The organism is Mediterraneibacter gnavus ATCC 29149 (assembly GCF_008121495.1).
Classification (GTDB): domain Bacteria; phylum Bacillota; class Clostridia; order Lachnospirales; family Lachnospiraceae; genus Mediterraneibacter; species Mediterraneibacter gnavus.
Genome location: NZ_CP043051.1, coordinates 2,119,595 through 2,136,653, shown reverse-complemented (window position 1 = coordinate 2,136,653; position 17,059 = coordinate 2,119,595). Strand labels below are relative to the sequence as shown.

The 17,059-nt window shown below is 46.1% G+C and carries 22 protein-coding genes; all 22 read right to left on the bottom strand.

Annotated elements, in window-relative coordinates; translation table 11 throughout:
• Window positions 1-4 precede the first annotated feature (4 nt).
• Window positions 5-1,159, bottom strand: coding sequence for a siphovirus ReqiPepy6 Gp37-like family protein (locus FXV78_RS10465; RefSeq protein WP_003023321.1), 1,155 nt, complete (start codon window positions 1,157-1,159; stop codon window positions 5-7).
• Window positions 1,160-1,163: 4 nt separating this feature from the next.
• A complete protein-coding gene (locus FXV78_RS10460) occupies window positions 1,164-2,051 on the bottom strand; it encodes a phage tail family protein (protein WP_003023324.1) in 888 nt (295 codons plus the stop codon).
• 3 nt (window positions 2,052-2,054) lie between these two features.
• A complete protein-coding gene (locus FXV78_RS10455) occupies window positions 2,055-5,186 on the bottom strand; it encodes a phage tail protein (protein WP_004843024.1) in 3,132 nt (1,043 codons plus the stop codon).
• A 205-nt stretch (window positions 5,187-5,391) separates the two neighbouring features.
• Complete coding sequence (locus FXV78_RS10450) at window positions 5,392-5,796, bottom strand: hypothetical protein (protein WP_003023331.1); 405 nt, start codon at window positions 5,794-5,796, stop codon at window positions 5,392-5,394.
• A gap of 49 nt (window positions 5,797-5,845) precedes the next feature.
• Window positions 5,846-6,409, bottom strand: coding sequence for a major tail protein (locus FXV78_RS10445; protein WP_002591275.1), 564 nt, complete (start codon window positions 6,407-6,409; stop codon window positions 5,846-5,848).
• A 7-nt stretch (window positions 6,410-6,416) separates the two neighbouring features.
• Window positions 6,417-6,743, bottom strand: coding sequence for a hypothetical protein (locus FXV78_RS10440; RefSeq protein WP_002591274.1), 327 nt, complete (start codon window positions 6,741-6,743; stop codon window positions 6,417-6,419).
• Entirely contained in the window at window positions 6,740-7,171 is a 432-nt protein-coding gene (locus FXV78_RS10435) for a hypothetical protein (RefSeq protein ID WP_003023335.1), read from the bottom strand. The genes FXV78_RS10440 and FXV78_RS10435 overlap by 4 nt, the downstream gene beginning before the upstream one ends.
• A gap of 2 nt (window positions 7,172-7,173) precedes the next feature.
• Window positions 7,174-7,497, bottom strand: coding sequence for a hypothetical protein (locus FXV78_RS10430; protein WP_003023338.1), 324 nt, complete (start codon window positions 7,495-7,497; stop codon window positions 7,174-7,176).
• 14 nt (window positions 7,498-7,511) lie between these two features.
• Window positions 7,512-7,739 carry a hypothetical protein gene (locus FXV78_RS10425; RefSeq protein ID WP_003023341.1) on the bottom strand — a complete coding sequence of 76 codons (228 nt, stop codon included), beginning with the start codon at window positions 7,737-7,739 and terminating at the stop codon, window positions 7,512-7,514.
• 13 nt (window positions 7,740-7,752) lie between these two features.
• Window positions 7,753-8,466, bottom strand: coding sequence for a hypothetical protein (locus tag FXV78_RS10420; RefSeq protein ID WP_003023344.1), 714 nt, complete (start codon window positions 8,464-8,466; stop codon window positions 7,753-7,755).
• A gap of 14 nt (window positions 8,467-8,480) precedes the next feature.
• Window positions 8,481-8,831, bottom strand: coding sequence for a phage head-tail connector protein (locus tag FXV78_RS10415; protein WP_003023345.1), 351 nt, complete (start codon window positions 8,829-8,831; stop codon window positions 8,481-8,483).
• Window positions 8,832-8,848: 17 nt separating this feature from the next.
• Entirely contained in the window at window positions 8,849-9,463 is a 615-nt protein-coding gene (locus FXV78_RS10410; protein ID WP_004843022.1) for a hypothetical protein, read from the bottom strand.
• A 16-nt stretch (window positions 9,464-9,479) separates the two neighbouring features.
• Window positions 9,480-10,712, bottom strand: a complete 1,233-nt coding sequence (locus FXV78_RS10405; RefSeq protein WP_003023352.1) for a phage major capsid protein — start codon at window positions 10,710-10,712, stop codon at window positions 9,480-9,482.
• A gap of 31 nt (window positions 10,713-10,743) precedes the next feature.
• Window positions 10,744-11,343, bottom strand: coding sequence for an HK97 family phage prohead protease (locus FXV78_RS10400; protein WP_003023355.1), 600 nt, complete (start codon window positions 11,341-11,343; stop codon window positions 10,744-10,746).
• Entirely contained in the window at window positions 11,333-12,583 is a 1,251-nt protein-coding gene (locus FXV78_RS10395) for a phage portal protein (protein ID WP_003023358.1), read from the bottom strand. The genes FXV78_RS10400 and FXV78_RS10395 overlap by 11 nt, the downstream gene beginning before the upstream one ends.
• A gap of 17 nt (window positions 12,584-12,600) precedes the next feature.
• Complete coding sequence (locus tag FXV78_RS10390) at window positions 12,601-14,256, bottom strand: terminase large subunit (RefSeq protein ID WP_003023360.1); 1,656 nt, start codon at window positions 14,254-14,256, stop codon at window positions 12,601-12,603.
• Between the two features lie 6 nt (window positions 14,257-14,262).
• On the bottom strand, window positions 14,263-14,616 hold the full coding sequence (locus FXV78_RS10385; RefSeq protein WP_154253358.1) for a hypothetical protein: 354 nt from the start codon (window positions 14,614-14,616) through the stop codon (window positions 14,263-14,265).
• Between the two features lie 105 nt (window positions 14,617-14,721).
• A complete protein-coding gene (locus FXV78_RS10380) occupies window positions 14,722-15,021 on the bottom strand; it encodes an HNH endonuclease (protein ID WP_002591264.1) in 300 nt (99 codons plus the stop codon).
• Between the two features lie 175 nt (window positions 15,022-15,196).
• Window positions 15,197-15,616, bottom strand: coding sequence for a hypothetical protein (locus FXV78_RS10375; protein ID WP_002591263.1), 420 nt, complete (start codon window positions 15,614-15,616; stop codon window positions 15,197-15,199).
• A complete protein-coding gene (locus tag FXV78_RS10370; RefSeq protein ID WP_003023366.1) occupies window positions 15,617-16,183 on the bottom strand; it encodes a sigma-70 family RNA polymerase sigma factor in 567 nt (188 codons plus the stop codon). It abuts the gene before it with no gap.
• Between the two features lie 20 nt (window positions 16,184-16,203).
• Window positions 16,204-16,599 (bottom strand): single-stranded DNA-binding protein, encoded by a 396-nt coding sequence (locus FXV78_RS10365; RefSeq protein ID WP_002591261.1) that lies wholly within the window; start codon window positions 16,597-16,599, stop codon window positions 16,204-16,206.
• 80 nt (window positions 16,600-16,679) lie between these two features.
• Entirely contained in the window at window positions 16,680-16,958 is a 279-nt protein-coding gene (locus FXV78_RS10360; protein ID WP_002591259.1) for a hypothetical protein, read from the bottom strand.
• Window positions 16,959-17,059: the final 101 nt, after the last annotated feature.

Sequence of the window (17,059 nt, the reverse complement as noted above, 5' to 3'; positions counted from 1 at the left end):
TCTGCTACCTCACTTTCCTAATCTGGTCTACCAGCGTCGGCAGGCTGTCGCCAAAAGTCGCCTCTATGGTTTCCTCGCCTTTCTGGTATGTTTCTGTTACTTCTGTAATACGTGCATCTATCTGTATGCCCCACTTGGTTTCTTTGCAAGTAATACGGTCGCCTAAATCAAAATCAGCCTTAAATTTCAAGTTTGAATTTGTATTTATGGTACTTACAAAATTTATGTTCTTGCCGTAGTTTTCCAGCTCTGCGCTGCCTCTCGTTTTCAGCATTGCAATATAGGTATTCAGCGGTATTGTTACCTCTGTTTCCCCTTGCTGGTACTTTCTGGCAATGTCCGTAGCGTCGCAGAATACCTCTACCAAATCCAGCCCCGTTGCGCCCTCGCCGTCCACTGTGGTTACTGGCTGGCTGCCGTCGTCGTCAGCTGCTCCCTGCACATAAATAAAGTTGCCGCAGTTCTCTATACTGGCTGTATATTCCTGCTCGTTGACATTATCAAAATCTCTTGAAAATATGCAGGGTGTGTTACCCTCGGTATTTGTGGCTGTAAGGTCATTGCCCTTATACAGATAAAAGCCAAACAGTCTCTCTCTTTCGTTAAGCAGAATGTCATAGCCCAGCTTTCCAGCCTGCGCCCTTGCCTTTACTTCCTGCCCCAGTTGTGCGTATGCCTCGTTTGCATATTCAACCGCCACGCCGTCTATGGTTTCCTGCGCCAGAAATGTAAGCAATGGAAAACGCCGCTTTGTTCCTGCTGCGCTGCCGCAGTTGTTCTTTACCATAAGGTTTATAAGATACTGGTTTGTACCTGTCGCCACAATCTGCGGATAAATGCAGCGCTTATTAAGCCACCAGCTAAGCATATAGCCTTGTGCCTCTAACTGCTCTAAGCCGTTCTCGTCTTTGGTAATGTGTACGTAGGTTATCTGCGCTGCCCTGCGCCATACGCCGCCGTCAGCGGTCTTTACTTCCTTTTTTCCGTCGTGCTTGGTTATTAAGTTACCCTCTACCAGCAAACGGCTGTTATTGTCCGTAATCGGCGCAAGCAGGCTAAAAGTTCCTACGTCAAAATACTTTGTATGCCATAGCAGGCTTGCCAGCTCGTCTATAGCTCCCAGCGGCTGTGCTGTCTTGTCGAATACTCTAAGTTCCATACCGTCACACTCCTAAAAATTCCTTGCTATAGAATATGGATACTTCCAGAGAATTTACGCCGCTGGCTGCATCATACCTAAACATATTGTCGCCTATGGCAAGCTGCATAAATGTACTGTCTACATCAATGTAGCGGAAATAGTCGGTTTCTACGCCGTCCCTTATCAGCTTAGCGCCCTTGCTGCCGTACTTCGTGTTAATCTCTATCACGTCGCCCGTTTTCATAGTGGCGTTAATCTGTATAAATTCCTCGGTATCCACATTAAGCAGTATCGGGTTTGAAACTGTCCCCAGTGCTGTAAACCTTATCCTCATTCCTGTTGATACGTCGCCCTCGTTGTAGCAGTCCACTATTACGCTTTCCGCTCGGTATCCGTATATCATGCTCTTTGTGCTGTCCTTTTCGATAACGCAAGGGAAATGCCACGCAGCCACCCAGCTTGCTATATCCTCTTTTGTTTCTTCCTCTTCCCGCCAGAACGGGTTAAGGCACTCTATTTGTAAATCAAACTCATAAAGTACCTCTTTCTTTAGTATCTTAGGCTCTCCATACGCCCTGCAATCAATCACACGCTTAAAGCCGCCGTACTCATACACCAGCGTAGCGCTAAGCTCTGGGTTAAATATCTTAAGCATACGGCGGCGCAGTTCCAATGCCTGCGCCTTGTCCCGTGTGTTGATATGTCCCACTACGTCTATGTCCCTCGCCTCGATACGCTGCCCTACGTAGGTGTCGCCGTGCTGTCCCATGCTGTTTGTGCTGTAAATGACGCTCGTAACGCCGGAAATGCCCTCTACGTCTTTACTTATATTGCAATGATATACGCTGTCTACTCCCAGCTCTAACCGCTCGCCCCTTGAATTTATGTAAGTCAGTTTTTCATTTTCCATGTGTTACACCGTCCTTGCTATCATTCTGAACTGTCGGGCTGCCTCTTTCTGCTGTTTTGCATAGTCCGTGGTATTCGCATAAATATACTGATTGACAACTACGCCGCCTGCTGCACTGCCGCCACCTCTCGGCTTTGGCTTTTTGTCGTCGTTATCATACTTAAATTCATTGCCTACATTTACCTTTGCGTCTACGTCAAACTCCTGCGGTACGCTGTCCTCAATCATTTTCTTAACGCCGCCGATTTCATTAGAAAAGCCAACGCCGATACCCTGCGCCAGATATACGCCGATTTCGTCACGCATCAGCTTAGACGGGCTGGCAATTCCAAATAAATCCTTAAGGAAGTCGGTAACATTGCCTACCCAGCCGCTTATTTTGTCCTTTATCCACTGCGTAGCTCCGTTTATGCCGTTCCAGATGCCCTCTACCATGTTTTTACCGAACCCAGCAAACGTACTGCCAATATTCTTAAATACGTCTGTTATTCCAGTAATTACATTTTTCATGCCCTCTACGGCTTTGTTCTTTACTTCTGTACCCCATGTAGCCACTTTGGTAATTGCACCAGAAATGCTGTTATAAATCTTTTGCGGTATTTCCTTAACAATCGTAACAATGCCCGTTACCATGGCATTCATTACCTCTTTGGCTTTCGTAAGCATATTGTTGCCCCACGTAGCCACTCTGGTTACTGCCCCTACTATGCTGTTCCAGATTTTCTGCGGCAGTTCCTTAACGATCGTAATAACGCCTGTTACCATGGCATTCATTACCTCTTTGGCTTTCGTAAGCATATTGTTGCCCCACGTAGCCACTCTGGTTACTGCCCCTACTATGCTGTTCCAGATTTTCTGCGGCAGTTCCTTAACGATCGTAATAACGCCTGTTACCATGGCATTCATTACCTCTTTGGCTTTCGTAAGCATATTGTTGCCCCACGTAGCCACTCTGGTTACTGCCCCTACTATGCTGTTCCAGATTTTAGTAGGCGTTTCTTTCACAATCGTTACAATGTTCGTAAGCATTGTGTTCATTACTTCTTTGGCTTTGGTCTGCATATTTGCGCCCCACGTAGCCACTCTGGTTACTGCGCTTACTATACTGTTCCAGATTTTCTGCGGCAGTTCCTTAACGATATCTATAACTTTCGTTACAAAATCTGTTATAACTGTGCCGCCTTTTTCCTGCATATTTGTGCCCCACTCTGCTATTTTCTCAACGCCCGCAGCGATTGCCTGCGGTATCAGAGTAGGTAGCTCTTTTATTTTATTTATGATTGTCGTTACCAGCTTGCCTGCCGCCGTCAAAATCTTAGGTAGCCCCGTAATCAGCCCTGTTACAATGGCTGCTATAATCTGCGGTATGGCTGCGATTAAAAGCGGTATTGCATCTATGATTCCGTCGATCAATGCAACTATAATATCGCCCGCACTTTCGATAATAAGCGGTATGCCCTCAACCAGTGCATTTATGATAGCCGTTATGATTTCCGGCAGTGCCTCAATCAGAACGGGCAGCGCTGCTACCAGCCCCTGTGCCAGCCCCGTAAGCAGCTGTAATGCTGCTGTAATCAGCAACGGTATATTTTCTATCAGCATGGTTACAATGTTCGTAACCACCGTTACGATTGTTGGCAGCAATGTAGGTAACGCTTGTGCGATACCTTGCGCCAATTCCGTAATAATCTGTACGCCTGCCTCTAAAAGCTGCGGTAATATAGTAAGCAGCGTATCTATGATTGTCGGTATAATCTGCCCGATTATGCTTATCATTTCCGGCAGCATTCCAACCAGCGTATTAAGCAAGTCCTGTACGCCGCTCATTAAAGGCGGTAATAACTCCTGTATAACCTGTGGTATATACGTTGCAAGCTGCTCTACGATTTCTCCCAGTCCGCTTACCAGCCTCGGCACTGTTTCTATTACCCTCGGTGCTATATTCCCTACCACTGTTACAATACTGTCTACCAGATTGCTTGTAAGCTGTGAGAAATTCGCCTCGCTGTCTGCCATTCCAGCTACCCAGTTGTCCCACGCTGAACTCATAGAACTAACCGAACCCTCTATTGTTGTACTTGCCTCTTTTGCCGTTGTCCCTGTTATGCCCATTTCCGTCTGTACGACGTGAATAGCGTCTACAACGTCTGAATATGATGAAATATCATACTTAATGCCGGATAGCTTGCTTGCATCATCAAGCAGTCGCTGCATTTCCTCTTTTGTACCGCCATATCCCAGTTTTAAGTTATCCAGCATGGTATAATTCTGCTTTGCAAAACCGTTATAGGCGTTCTGTATAAGCGATATATCAGTACCCATTTTATTTGCATTGTCTGACATATCCGTAATTGCCACGTTTGCCTTTTCTGCCGCCGCTGCCGTATCATTATTCATACTGGCAAGCAGTGACGCTGAAAAGCTGGTAACTGTTTCCATGTACTCATTTGCAGACATTCCGGCTGTTTTATATGCGTCGTTTGCATAACCAACAACCGTATCAGACGACGTTTTGAAAAGAGTTTCTACACCGCCTACAAGCTGTTCCTGTGCTGCGTATCCCTCTATCGCTTTTGTGGTAAGCGCTCCTATGGCTGTTGCCGCTCCCGCAACTGCTGCCGCCGTCGCCGCTGCTGCTGCTTTAAGCGCTGTACCCATTCCGCTTAGCACGCTTGTAAATCCAGAAAATTTTCCCTTTGCGTCGTCTGCCTGTTCCCCGCTGTCTTTTATTTCCTTTCCCATTTCGTCAGCGGCTTTTTCTGCTTTTTCCATTTCGTCAGTCGTTTTGCCTAATTCCTGCTCTGTCTTTACAAGCGCTGCTTTCTGGTAATTTAACTGGGTTTCAAGTTTTTTACTTTCTTCGCTATTGTCTCCTGTTGCCTTTCGACATTTTTCTAAAGCCGCCTCGGTTTCTTTTACCTTTTTTGCCTGCTCGTCGTATGTTTTCTGTAGTACCGTCTGCTTTGCTTTCAGCGCATCTACGCTGCTTGCATTGTCCTTATATTCAGCCGTTACAAGTTTCATTTCAGAATTAAGTACTTTAAGGGTGCTGTTAATTTCCTTGCAGGCTGCTTTATACTCTGCCTCTCCGTCAAAACTTAACCTTGTTTTGACGTTCTGCGTCTTATCTGCCATAATTAAAAGCCTCCTAACGCTATGTCTATATCGTCCATGTTTTCTGTAGCTGCTGGTGTTCCCGCCTGTTCCTGTCGGAAAATGTGCGGGTTATATTCCTTGTGATATTTAAACAGTGTCGTTATCTGGTATGGTGTTTTTCTCCACGCCTCACGTTCCCTGTATCTCAAAAGCACTACTGCAATATACAAAAGCCGTGCAGTATCTAATTTTCCTGCACGGCTTCCCTGTTTCCCTCTTCTGTTGTTTCTTCTCCGTCGTTTTCGTTCTCTGCGTCTCTGTTGTCTCCCGCTGTTCCTCTGTAGAACGATTTAAAAATAGCGTTCTGTACTTCCTGCAAATTTCCTGCGTGTATCAGTCTGCCTACCCTCTTCTCTTCCAGTAGCTGTGCGTTTTCGTCCTCTGCTAAAAGTGCCTCGTTAATAAGCAGCGTAAGTAACCACCTTGTATCTTTAAAAAGGTTTGGGTTATCTTTATTGAATACCTCACTTAATTTGTCGTAGCTCCCAAACTTTTCCTGTACTTCGTCTAATGCGTTCAGTGAAAAAAGTAAACCATATTCTTTGCCGTTCAGCTCTACGGGAAAAGCCCCGCTCTTTAATGCTCCCATGATATAAAATTAAGGCGCAGCCCATGCTACGCCTCTCTCCTTTCCTGTTTTATACACTTTCCATTGCTGCTGCCTTTTCCGGCACTGCTGTAAACCACGTCTTAGCCGCTGCGCTTTCCTCTGTTCCCACAAAATCAGCTTTCCACAAATTATCTTTCTTTCTCGTTGTAAAAGATGCCTCAATATCCGGCGTGTTAAACTTGATGCTCTCGCCCTTTGTTTCGTACTTTTCAGACGGCACTTTAAATTTTGCTTTAAGCAGCCATACGTAACGGTATTTACCGCCCGTTTTCTTAGCTCTGAACCCTACAGCAACGTACGGCGGCTCGTCCTCTTTTCCCGCCCATACTACGCTATTCTTATCTACTGCCTGCCCCAGCAGCTCTGCCAGCACTTCCGGCGTAAGATCTTTAATTCCCAGCTTAAGTGTTCCGCTTGCAAACTCCGTAACGCTCTCGCTTAATGTATCGTCTGCATACAAACTGCCGTCTGCTGTCTTTACGGACAAATCGGCGCTCATTGCCTCTGCCATTTTCTTAGGTGTCCCGTAGCTCTCTGCTCCGTCTGCCTCTGTGCATACGGCGTAATATAAATCTTTCAGTCCCAGTGTCATTGTTTAATCACTCCTCTTTCAAAATCTCGACTGTGATAGGTACTAACCAGTACCCCGTTTCTGTTTCGTAGCTTTCTGCGTCTATGCTGTTGATATAAACGCCTGCTGCTTTCAATACCTCTTTTGTCTTATCAAGCTGCGCCTCAAAATCGCCCTTATGGAAAAGCGTAACTCTATACATTTCCCTGCGCTCTTTCTCTTCGTCGTCTGCATTTACCGCAGGCGTACCCAGCAGCCGCAGAAACGTATAATATGCGTCTGGCTTATCCCGTCCAGTGTAAACGCCTCTCTGGGCTGGCAACCCTGCGCTTTCTAAAATCTCCTGTATACTCATTCGCCTGTTTCACTCTCCCATATACTGCGCTGTGCCTCTACTACCTTTTCGTGCGCCTTTTCGTTTGCCACTGTCATATAAGGGCGTGCAGCGTGGCTACTTGTGCCGTACTCTGCCACAAAGCCGATTGTTGCATAGCGCACCTTGCTTTTATCTCCTTTCCTGTCGTTTCCATGCCCTGCCCGTCCCTGCGGGTATATCTCTACGTATTTCTCCGTATCGTCGCCCTTTACGTCCGTGGCTTTTATGGAATTGATAAAACCGCCCGTTTCGTTCAGTCCCATTGCCTGTGCCTCTGCTTTCTGTGCCTCTATCAGCACATCTGCGCCAGCCTTAAGCATTTTCGGTACTGCCTCAACCGTGGCGGTTTCTCTCCTGCCGAAAGCGTCTATAATATCTTCCAGCCCAACTGTATTAAATTCTCCCATGCTTACACCTCGTTTCTGTGGCGTAAATCTGTAAGCGTAAGCTCTATGGTGTCTGTCCCTGTGTCGTAGGTCTTAAGCACAAAATAGCGCCGCCCGTTTACTTCTACTACGTCCTCGCCGCCATAATCTGCCTTATGTACCTCGTACTTTGCCTCTACCAGCTTTCCTGTCTGCTGGCTTTTAAAATATTCACTGTACCCTACTGATTTTTTATTACAGAATACAGTGCGGGCGCTTTCTTCCGGCTTTACTGAAAAGCCGTTTTTATTTACCCTGTTTTCTCCGCTTACCTCGCTTATTAGCGTTATCTCGTCTATCCAGTCCATTTTTTACCACTCCTTTAGGTGTCCGTTTCGGACACATAGCCCAAATAGACGCTACCGCAATAACAGTTACCCAGATATGCAGCGTCGGTTTTATGCTCTAAAGCATCTATGCGCCCGTCCAGCGTTTCCATATTGTCGTAGACTTCTGAAAACGTATCATTTACAGCCTGCATATTGCTGTTTTCTCTGGCTGTTATCTCTGATACCAGCGCCTTTAAGCTGGCAAGGCTAAACCACCTCATACCAGTACCTCACTTACGCAAACATGGCTTTTACTTCCTGCTGCGTAATCTCTGTAAAGTCTGCCTCTGTAAGTGCAGTAAGTCCTTTGGTTACTGTAAATTTTCCTGTCTTGTTGTCATACGCAAGCCCCGTTACTACATTGCCTGCCCCCGTAGACGCTACGCTTAAGTCGTCCAGCTGGATAAGCCCCGCTACTGCTGCATTGATTGCCTTAGTAACGTCTGCGGTCTTGGCGTATGCTGTCAGCGCATTTGCAATGGCTGCCGTTACTTCTGTGGTCTTGGCATAGCTGCTTAAGTCTACTTTCCAGTCGCCTACCTTTTCCAGCTTTCCGTCAATTACCATGTACTCACTGTAAAGGTTTCCTGCCTCTCCGTCGGTATTCTTTACCATGTAGATTTTCTTTTCTGCACCGTCTGCCGCTACGTTAATATCTGCCGTACTGTCTACCATTACACGGCTTAAGTGGTCTGTTCCAGCAATCGCCGTGGAAATAGCGCTTGCTATCTCCGTTGCTGTCATTCCGTCTGTGATGCCGTAACCCGCAAGCGTGGTGGCTGCATTTGCCTTGCCGTTTATAAGTTTTTTCAAATCGTCTTCCAGATTTTCTACCGCTACCTTATCAAGCCCCCCCAGCGCTCCTATGGCGCTTTTCTCTGCGTAGCGGTCTTTAATTTCCGCTACCAGATAAGACAGCGTATTATAAGTTACTCTTTTAATCGCCATTCTGTCTGTTTCTCCTATCCGAATAAGTTCTTGATATCTTCCTCGTTTACCTCGTCGTCTGTACTGTCCGGCGTTTCGCCGCCTGTGTATTCACTGGATAGGCTTAAATGAGTTTTCAAGCACTCGTAAGACTTCCAAAACTGCTCTGATTTATCAGAATAGCCAAACTCTGCCTTGCAGTATAAGGTAATTGCCCTAATAATCAGTGCGTCTGTTTCATCCAGTTTCTTTACGCCTACGTCCTGCAAATCCATTTTGCAGGCGGCTATACAGTCGTTTATTTCCTCTGTGATTTTCTCACTGGTGCTGCTTATACGCAGCGCCGCCCGCATCTTCTCGGTTAATGTTGTGGTATCTGCTGCCATAGCCTGCACCCTCTTTCTTACTCTGTCATTACTACTGCTACGCCTGCCTCTTCCAGAACTGCTGCACGCTCTCTGCTTACTGTGTAAATATCCCCCGTATCCTTAATCTGGTTTAATTCCTTGTCAAGAAAACGGCGCTTTGCTTTCACTTTTACCAGCCCTGCTGCTTTCTTTTCTTCCTCGGCTTTGGCTACTGCCTCTGCCGCTGCCTTTTCCTCTTCGGCTTTGGCTGCCGCCTCTGCCGCTGCCTTTTCCTCTTCGGCTTTGGCTGCCGCCTCTGCCGCTGCCTTTTCCTCTTCGGCTTTGGCTGCCGCCTCTGCCGCTGCCTTTTCCTCTTCGGCTTTGGCTGCCGCCTCTGCCGCTGCCTTTTCCTCTTCGGCTTTGGCTGCCGCCTCTGCCGCTGCCTTTTCCTCTTCGGCTTTGGCTGCTGCCTCTGCCGCTGCCTCGGCTGCTACTTTTTTATCCTCTTCCGTAAGCTCGCTGTCGTCTGGTATGTCTACCTCGACGGCTGCGCAGCGTGCAGCAATTTCTTTCTTTGTTCCCTCTGCATCTACGCCCAGCTGCTTTGCCAGTTCCTGCAAATCTGCTTTATTATAGCTTTCCAACTGCTTTACGTCTAAATGTCCTTTCATTGCCTGCCTCGCTTTCTTACACTGCTGTTACGCCCTTTTTAACTAAGATAATGCCCGCAGCGTCAGCTACTTTGCCGTCCACAACCATTAAGCACTTATTCTTAATCTTGTTGTTGTCGTGGTCTGTCCACTTCACTACCTGCATTTCCATGTTGGTATTGATAACGTAATCGGAGAAATTCATAAATACTGCGATTACGTCGCCCTCGTTTGCGTCGTCCCAGCTCGGTAAAACGTCGTCCTCTACTGTTTCTACGTTCTTACCCATGAAACGGTATGTTTCCTCTCCGTTTACGCCGTAGTTTGTGCGTCCGATAGGCTGCCCATTCTCATCTTCCATACCGTCAATGCCAGTATCAAAAGTGGACTGGTTCATAACAAAACTGCCGTTTCTGTACGCCTTTTTCATTTTTCCTTTTACCTTGTGCCAGCCGTTCCAGCTTGCGTACTCTTCCGGTGTCAGAGTAATTACAGCTGTTACCCTGCTGTCTTTCAGAACGCCCAGCGGCTGCCCCTCGCCTGTACCGTTGAAAATAGCAATTTCAATAGCCTTTACCATTGCCTCTGTTGCCATAGGTACAAACAAATCAGTAAACATTTTCAGCGTTACTACATTCGCTAAAATGCTCTGGGAAATTTTGCACTCCAAACCGTAATAATTGAATGTTACGGAATTTTTAGCAGATGCTTTCTGGTCGTCGCTGCTCTTTTCCTCTGTAATCCAGTGCGCAGTAGGCTTTAAGTCTGCAATCGGAATGGAAACGCCGCCCTGTACGTTAATCTTGCGCACCTTTGCATAAATGCTGCCGTAGCTTTCCAGTTTCTGAATGATTTCATTCATAATAGTTGTCGGAATTACAGCGCCACTGTCTGCTGTGGTGGTGGTTTCAGCTGCTCTGTACTCTGCCGGAATAGCAACGCCTCTGCATACATAATTCATAAACGCTTTTCTGTATGCCATAGTGTCGTATTTGTCCTCTGGTTCTCCTGCTCCTGCGCCGCCTGCTCCCTTGAAATTTCTAAGCAACGTGGTATCTGCTCCCGCTCCACCTGTCGGCTCTCCTGCTGCAATTCTTTCAAGCAGCTTTTTGCGTTTCTCTGCCGCTGCCAGTAAAGCGGTGCGCTCTTCCTGCAAGTCTGTTACCTCTGTTTCCAGTTTTGTAATTTCCTCGTCTGTAAGCTCTGCCGCTCTGGTGTTAAGCTCTTCTTTGATTTCGGCTAATCTTGCCTCAATTTCCTTTAATCTCATAATCTGTGTTCTCCTTTTTTGTTTTTGGTTTTTATAAGCTCGCCTTAATCTTTAGTATTGCTGCCCGCCTCTTAAGCAACTCCTGCCGCTCTCGCTCGTAACTCCTACTCGCAAAAGCACGGGCGCTTATTTCAGTATCGTTATTTGCCGGAATGCTCACGGCTGATACATCATAAACCTTTTTGATTTTCAAAATTGTTCTTGTATGTGTTTCTCTGTCGTAACTTTCCTCTGCCACTGTAAACGCCCATGACATTTTAGTAATCATTCCTGCGCTTATGTCCTGATACAGCCCACGGGCTAAGTCTGTCCGGCTTAAGTCTGCTGCCACAAAAAGCCCCTTTACGTCCGGCTCTAAAATCAGCGTATTATTTGACTGTCTGGCAAATACTCTGCCTTCATGGTCGTACTGCATGATAACGTCGCTCATGTCTGCGCTGTCTAATGCGTGTGCGTCTATTCTTTCGTAAATCTTTGTGCCGTCCTCAAACTCATATAAAAGGTATGGCGCATTAAATGTAGTAGCGTAGCCCTCTACGTAGCACTCCGACTGTAAACGCTTTTCGCCGGAACTCTGCGCAGCCAGAGGCGCTACCAGCGTTCTATATTCCCGCTCTTTCTTAACTGGCATTATTTACACCCTCTTTCTCTTCCTGTCCGTTCTGCGGCTCTTCTCCTGCTGCTGGTTCTGTCTGCTGCGGTACTTGCTGTATGATAACTGGCTGCTCACTTCCTTTGTGCAGCTCGCTTACCTCTGTATATTCCTTTCGGATATAATACTTTTCCCCGTCCTCAACGTGTGCCATGTTCCATATATCCATTACGCCGTTTCTGTTCAGTAGCGCACGGTCGAAAAGCTGTGTACTTACGCTTAACTTTGTGGCGTTGCTGGCGTATTGTAGGCGGTTTGCAGAAAAGAAAATAGCATTGCCGCAGGCTCTTTCTCTCTCTGTAAAGCTCATATTTGTCATAACAAGCGATAGCTGTATTGCAAACGGTTCTATTTTCCCCTCGTAGTAAGCGTTCCACGTATTTTCATCAAATTTATTTTGCAGAATATCCATATTTGTACCAAAATGCGTACATACATTTTCCTGTATGTGCTGCATCTGCAATGCGTTTGGTGTATATGGTTTGCTTTCTACCTGTTTCAGCTCACTAAACTTGTTATCATAAATAATCATGCCGCTATCGTTGTCGGCGCTTAAGTTATCCTCTGTAAAGCGTTTCCGCTCTTTCTTTATATCCTCTGGTTTCAGCATATTTGCCACCTTTGCCAGAAAACGGATATTTGCAGAATTTTTTACAGCGTTTATAATTCCCTCATTCTGCGTATGTATCAGCTGCATAGTTGGTGCAAGCGTGCTGTTGTCCTCTCCGAAAAGGTCGTCTTTATATTCAAAGTCTGTCATAATGCCTACACGCTCAAACTCAATAGCTCCATAGCTGCCATTTGCAAACAGATACCGTAAATATAACTGCCCCTCACTCTCTACCACCTCGCAGCGTTCAGCCCGCAACGGATACCAGCCACACAAGCGCCCGTATTCATCCTCGATAGGTATAATAAAAGCGGTGTGTTCCACCGCTACATACGTTGCCAGACGCTTTATAAATTTTGTTGTATCCATGAAGTAGTTGGGTTTATGCTGCAATGTCTTTTCCAGCGACTTAAGGGCGCTGCCCTCTATCTCCGGCTTTAGCTTGCTGCAATGTGTGGCAAAATTATTTATAGCCGTTCTGGTTAAATCCATTTCATACACGCCGCCGCTAAAGCTGGTAAACGTCGGGCTGTATCCGTTCAGCATTTTGAAATAATTACCTATGGCTTTTAATTCTTTGCCATGAAAAAGATAGTCTAAAAATTTCATGCCGTTTACACTCCTTTCTATGCGGCATTTTTAAGCAGCTCGCCGCACTCTTCCCAGTATTTCTGCCGCACGGTCATTGCATCTATGACAGATACAAAGCCGTCGATATGCGCCCGCTGCTCGATTTTTATAGATCTGAATTTTCTTGTTTCCATGTTGTGCTTAAGCGCAACATTTAAGAAATGTGTCTTTAGTAAATTGTTGTCGGCAATCTTAAAATCGCCGTCTTTTATGATGCCCTCAAACTCCCGTATAACTGGTGTAAGGTTTTCGCCTTGGTAAACGTCGTCCATGTGAAAACCATAATTTGCCATATCGGTAATAAGGTACTGGGCGCTGTATCTGTCGTAGCCGATTTTCAGAGGTCGTATACCGTAATTTTCCAGCAGCATAGTAAACCAGCTGTAAACGTCGTGGTAGTCTACGTAATTCTCGCCGCTTAAGGTTATCAGTCCCTTTCTTACAAATATGTCATACGGCACGCCGTCTGTAGCCTGTAGGTATTCCAGCCTGCCCCGTGGCATAAAGAACTGTGTAAACGCATATAGCGTGCCGTCTTTCTGAATAACCACGCTTGCTGCTGTTAGGTCTGTTGTCTGGCTTAAGTCGATACCGCCCACTGCGTAGCAGTCCCTAAAGTCTTCTAAGGTCTTTTCTACTCCGGCGTTCTCTACTGTCTGATATTCCAGCCATGCAATAGAGCTGTTCTGCTTGATATTGCAATACTTTGTAAGGAACTCTGCTTTTTTACTTAAGCTGCCCTCTGCTACGGCTATCTCGTCCATAAAGAAACTTTCTTTTACGGATACACCCATGTTAGGGTTAGCCTTTTTCAGTTCGTCTATGTCGTTCCACTTCTCCACATCATCAATCATGTAAAGGAATGGTAATAGCCTGCGCTCTTTGCTGTTTCCTTTCAAGAAACTTGTGCTACGTTTCATTAGTTCATCATAAATACTGTCGTTGATATATCCGGCAGTGCTTATGCTCAATATCATAGGTTGAGTACGTGCGCCTAAAGCGGATTTCATAACCTCATACTGTTTTAGTCCAGCGTCCCCGCTCCATGCTGCCATTTCATCACATACCACAAGCTGTGGGTTAAATCCGTCTGACTTCTTGGCATTAAAAGCAATCGGTTTTATTACCGTGTTGCTCTCCGCAATATAAATATCGCTGCGCCGTTTCTTTGCCAGCTCCGCTAACTCGTCCTCTGCCTGTACCATTTGATAAAATCCGTCGTACACCAGCGCCGCTTGGTCTAATTTCGGTGCTAAGCAGTATATTTCTTGTCCATACTCCGGCTCTAAGTACGCCATATATGCAATAATCGCAGATGCAAATAAACTTTTTCCGTTTTTTCTGCCAATTACAATAAAAATTTCACGGAAAATACGTATTTTTTCTGCGTCTTGTATGCCAAAAATAACAGAAACTATGGCTTTCTGCCATAGCTCCAACTTGATTAAATCATTACGTCCCTTGCTGTGGTGGCAAAAGTTCTCTATGAACCGTATAGCCTTATTCGCAGCCTTTGCATTAAAAAAATACTCCTGCTTTTGCAGCCCGTTTATAATGATTTCGTATATTTTCTTTATCCATTTTCCCGCTATGATTTCGCCGCTTGTAATCTTTGCGTGGTACTCATAGATATAATTTCGATAAGGCGGCAATATTGCTTACTCTTCCCGCAAAGCCGCCAGCCTGCTTGTCTTTCGTTTCGCAGCTGGTACTAATTCTGTAAGCTGCTTAATCACTGCTGCATAGTTCTTACTAAGCGCTATGTAGGTTTCTGCCTCTGGGCTTTTCTTTGTTCCCCACTGGTTCTGCCCGTTCTGGTACTCACTCGTCCAGCCGTCTTTTTCAAGTTTCGCCTGCAAGTCGTCCAGCTCAACGCTCATAAATGCAGCCTTTTCTATCAGCGGCGTTACTAATTTTCTTTTGTTTTCGTCTAAGTCCTTGAAAATTCCCTTAAGTCTGGTCTTTTCGGTCTTTATCCTCTGTTCTTTGGTTTTCTCTTTCTTTGTTGCCATTCCTTTACCCCGCTTTCCATTCCTGCGCCGCACCACACCCCCTACACCACCCGTGCGCACGCCCGTAGGGTAATTTTAGGGTATCCCCCTCGGTATTCGCCCCCTTTAATTATTTTTCTGATATGGGGGGAGTATGCCGCCGTTCTCGTCGAACCGATACCGCTTATGTCTCTCCTGTTTGTGGTGTTCCTTGTTGTGGCAGTCTTGGCACAACGCCTCTAAGTTATCCCAGCACAACGTAACGCTTATGTCGTTTATGTTCTCTCTGTTAAGCCAGCGCTTATGATGCACTATCTTTGCTGGTTGCCCGCAGCGTTCACAAATATAATCTTGTGACATTAAATAAGCGGCTCTGGTTTTTTCCCATGCCGCTGATAAATAAAAACTCTTAGCCCATGCTTTCATACTGTCCCCTCTCTTTCTTCATTCCCCAGCGCCCTAAGTTTCATGCGCTGGGTGGAGGCTAAAGAATGAATAGAAAAAGAGTAGGCAACTGCTGCCGCACATGGCTTAAGCTATCGCCTACTCATTTCATGCTACCATTGTATCTTTTTTGTTTTCCCATGTAAACACCACGTTTTTACCACGATATTACCCGCTGCTGCTCTGTTATCATTTCTCTTACTGGCACGCCTGCTGCTCTTAGCTGCTCGTATATACTCCTTATCTCGTGTCTAAACCAGCCTACATACTGCATGGGTACTGGCTGATATTGCCGCCCCATAAATGGGTTATCTGCATACGCTGCCACCTGTGAAAACTCATATAGCAGCAGTGGCTTACTCTGGTCTAATAATAGCCGCAATATATATGCTGTCGTTCTTCCGTGTAGCCGTCCCTCTGGCGGCTGCCATATCCCAGTTATTATATATAACCTCTGCCACTCGTAAAGCTCAAATCCTAACGCCTGCTCTATATGCTTTATCAACCTGTCTGCCGCCTGCTGTTCTCTCGCTGTTTCCCGCTTTCTTTTTATCCATGCTTTTATTTTTTCAAACACTTACTTTACCCTCTCTTCGTCAATCCCCCACAATAATACTGACAGCTCGTTTATGATGCCCGTAACCCAGCGCCTCGGTGTGTTCTTTCCTGTGTCCAGTTCCTCTGCAATTTCCGCATAGTCCATACCCTGCATGAAATACATTTCAAAAGCCTTGTACTCTACGCCTCTGCCTGCTGCCTCTCTGCGACGCTCTATCTCTTCTACTGCCTTGTCTATATGTGCTGTCATTATCAATGTCTTAAAGCGTGTGCGTCTGATACTCTCTAAGTATGTACGCTGCTGCTCGTCCGTCATGCCCTTAAGCTCTAACTGCTGCCCGTCGCTTATGGCGTTCTCGATATGAAAAACCGCATCACGGTAACATTTCATAAGCGTAAAAGTGTTGTGGTATTTCTCTTTCTTCCTCTCCTGCTTTTCCTGTCGTTTCAGTTCCGTTATTGCAGCCTTTGCCTGTTTCTGCATCAGCTCTGTTAATTCGCTTTCATGCAGTTGTACCCAGCTTTCAGCCTCTGGCGGCATTTCTACCCCTGCCGCCGCTGTTGTCTTTGTTTCTTCCTGCTCCATGTTCTGTACCTCGCTTTCTGTTAATTAAACGGCAGCTCTTCGTCTGCTCCCTCTGGGATATTCATAAACCCGTCACTCTCCGGCAGCTGCTGCCCTCTCGCCTCTGCCTCTGCTTTGCTCTCTCCAAAGCCTACGCTATTTGCCACAACCTCTGTGTAATATACCTTACTGCCCGTGCGCTGGCTCTCGTAGCTGCCTGTTTTAATCTTGCCAGTAACCTCTGCCCTACTGCCTTTGCTTAACCATTTCTGCGCCCATTCCGCAGTACGTCCGAAACACTTAATATTTATAAAATCTGTGTCTTTCCCGTCGTCTACCGCAAGCGTAAAGCGGGTAATAGCTGTGCTATTGTCCTGACCGCCATATCTAAGCTCTGGCTCTCTTGTAAGCCGCCCTGTAAGTGATACGTTATTCATTCTCTCTGCCCCTCTCTTCCAGTTTGTCCAGCTTTGAAAATATAGCCAGCAATTCCAGTGCTATAATTCCCAGTAAAATATTAGTCATTTTCTACCGCCTCGCTTTCTTCTCTCAATCCCGCTGCCATATTGCTAAACGCCGCTGCTACGTTCTCGCATAATGTCGCCAGTGCTGGCTTTATACTCTGCACCCAGCTGTTAATAGCTGCCGTCAATGTTTCTGCTGCTGTTGGCAATGTTTTATTTATCTGTCTTGCCATTTTTCTTGCAAGCCTGCGCTGTTTTCGCTTGTCCAGCTCTAACGGCGGGTTTACTCCGTGCTTTTTCTTGTAGTTCTTTTTCCACTGTCTGTATTTCATTCCTTGCGCCCCTTTCTCCACATTTTATACGGCAGTAGCCATACTGGCGCTGTTATTATCAACGCCAGTATAGCTACACATATCAGCATATATACCGCTAT

Bases quoted from the DNA above. Each gene is read 5' to 3' on its own strand.
- FXV78_RS10465 (WP_003023321.1), bottom strand. From the start codon at position 1,159: ATGGAACTTAGAGTATTCGACAAGACAGCACAGCCGCTGGGAGCTATA.
- FXV78_RS10460 (WP_003023324.1), bottom strand. From the start codon at position 2,051: ATGGAAAATGAAAAACTGACTTACATAAATTCAAGGGGCGAGCGGTTA.
- FXV78_RS10455 (WP_004843024.1), bottom strand. From the start codon at position 5,186: ATGGCAGATAAGACGCAGAACGTCAAAACAAGGTTAAGTTTTGACGGA.
- FXV78_RS10450 (WP_003023331.1), bottom strand. From the start codon at position 5,796: ATGGGAGCATTAAAGAGCGGGGCTTTTCCCGTAGAGCTGAACGGCAAA.
- FXV78_RS10445 (WP_002591275.1), bottom strand. From the start codon at position 6,409: ATGACACTGGGACTGAAAGATTTATATTACGCCGTATGCACAGAGGCA.
- FXV78_RS10440 (WP_002591274.1), bottom strand. From the start codon at position 6,743: ATGAGTATACAGGAGATTTTAGAAAGCGCAGGGTTGCCAGCCCAGAGA.
- FXV78_RS10435 (WP_003023335.1), bottom strand. From the start codon at position 7,171: ATGGGAGAATTTAATACAGTTGGGCTGGAAGATATTATAGACGCTTTC.
- FXV78_RS10430 (WP_003023338.1), bottom strand. From the start codon at position 7,497: ATGGACTGGATAGACGAGATAACGCTAATAAGCGAGGTAAGCGGAGAA.
- FXV78_RS10425 (WP_003023341.1), bottom strand. From the start codon at position 7,739: ATGAGGTGGTTTAGCCTTGCCAGCTTAAAGGCGCTGGTATCAGAGATA.
- FXV78_RS10420 (WP_003023344.1), bottom strand. From the start codon at position 8,466: ATGGCGATTAAAAGAGTAACTTATAATACGCTGTCTTATCTGGTAGCG.
- FXV78_RS10415 (WP_003023345.1), bottom strand. From the start codon at position 8,831: ATGGCAGCAGATACCACAACATTAACCGAGAAGATGCGGGCGGCGCTG.
- FXV78_RS10410 (WP_004843022.1), bottom strand. From the start codon at position 9,463: ATGAAAGGACATTTAGACGTAAAGCAGTTGGAAAGCTATAATAAAGCA.
- FXV78_RS10405 (WP_003023352.1), bottom strand. From the start codon at position 10,712: ATGAGATTAAAGGAAATTGAGGCAAGATTAGCCGAAATCAAAGAAGAG.
- FXV78_RS10400 (WP_003023355.1), bottom strand. From the start codon at position 11,343: ATGCCAGTTAAGAAAGAGCGGGAATATAGAACGCTGGTAGCGCCTCTG.
- FXV78_RS10395 (WP_003023358.1), bottom strand. From the start codon at position 12,583: ATGAAATTTTTAGACTATCTTTTTCATGGCAAAGAATTAAAAGCCATA.
- FXV78_RS10385 (WP_154253358.1), bottom strand. From the start codon at position 14,616: ATGGCAACAAAGAAAGAGAAAACCAAAGAACAGAGGATAAAGACCGAA.
- FXV78_RS10380 (WP_002591264.1), bottom strand. From the start codon at position 15,021: ATGAAAGCATGGGCTAAGAGTTTTTATTTATCAGCGGCATGGGAAAAA.
- FXV78_RS10370 (WP_003023366.1), bottom strand. From the start codon at position 16,183: ATGGAGCAGGAAGAAACAAAGACAACAGCGGCGGCAGGGGTAGAAATG.
- FXV78_RS10365 (WP_002591261.1), bottom strand. From the start codon at position 16,599: ATGAATAACGTATCACTTACAGGGCGGCTTACAAGAGAGCCAGAGCTT.
- FXV78_RS10360 (WP_002591259.1), bottom strand. From the start codon at position 16,958: ATGAAATACAGACAGTGGAAAAAGAACTACAAGAAAAAGCACGGAGTA.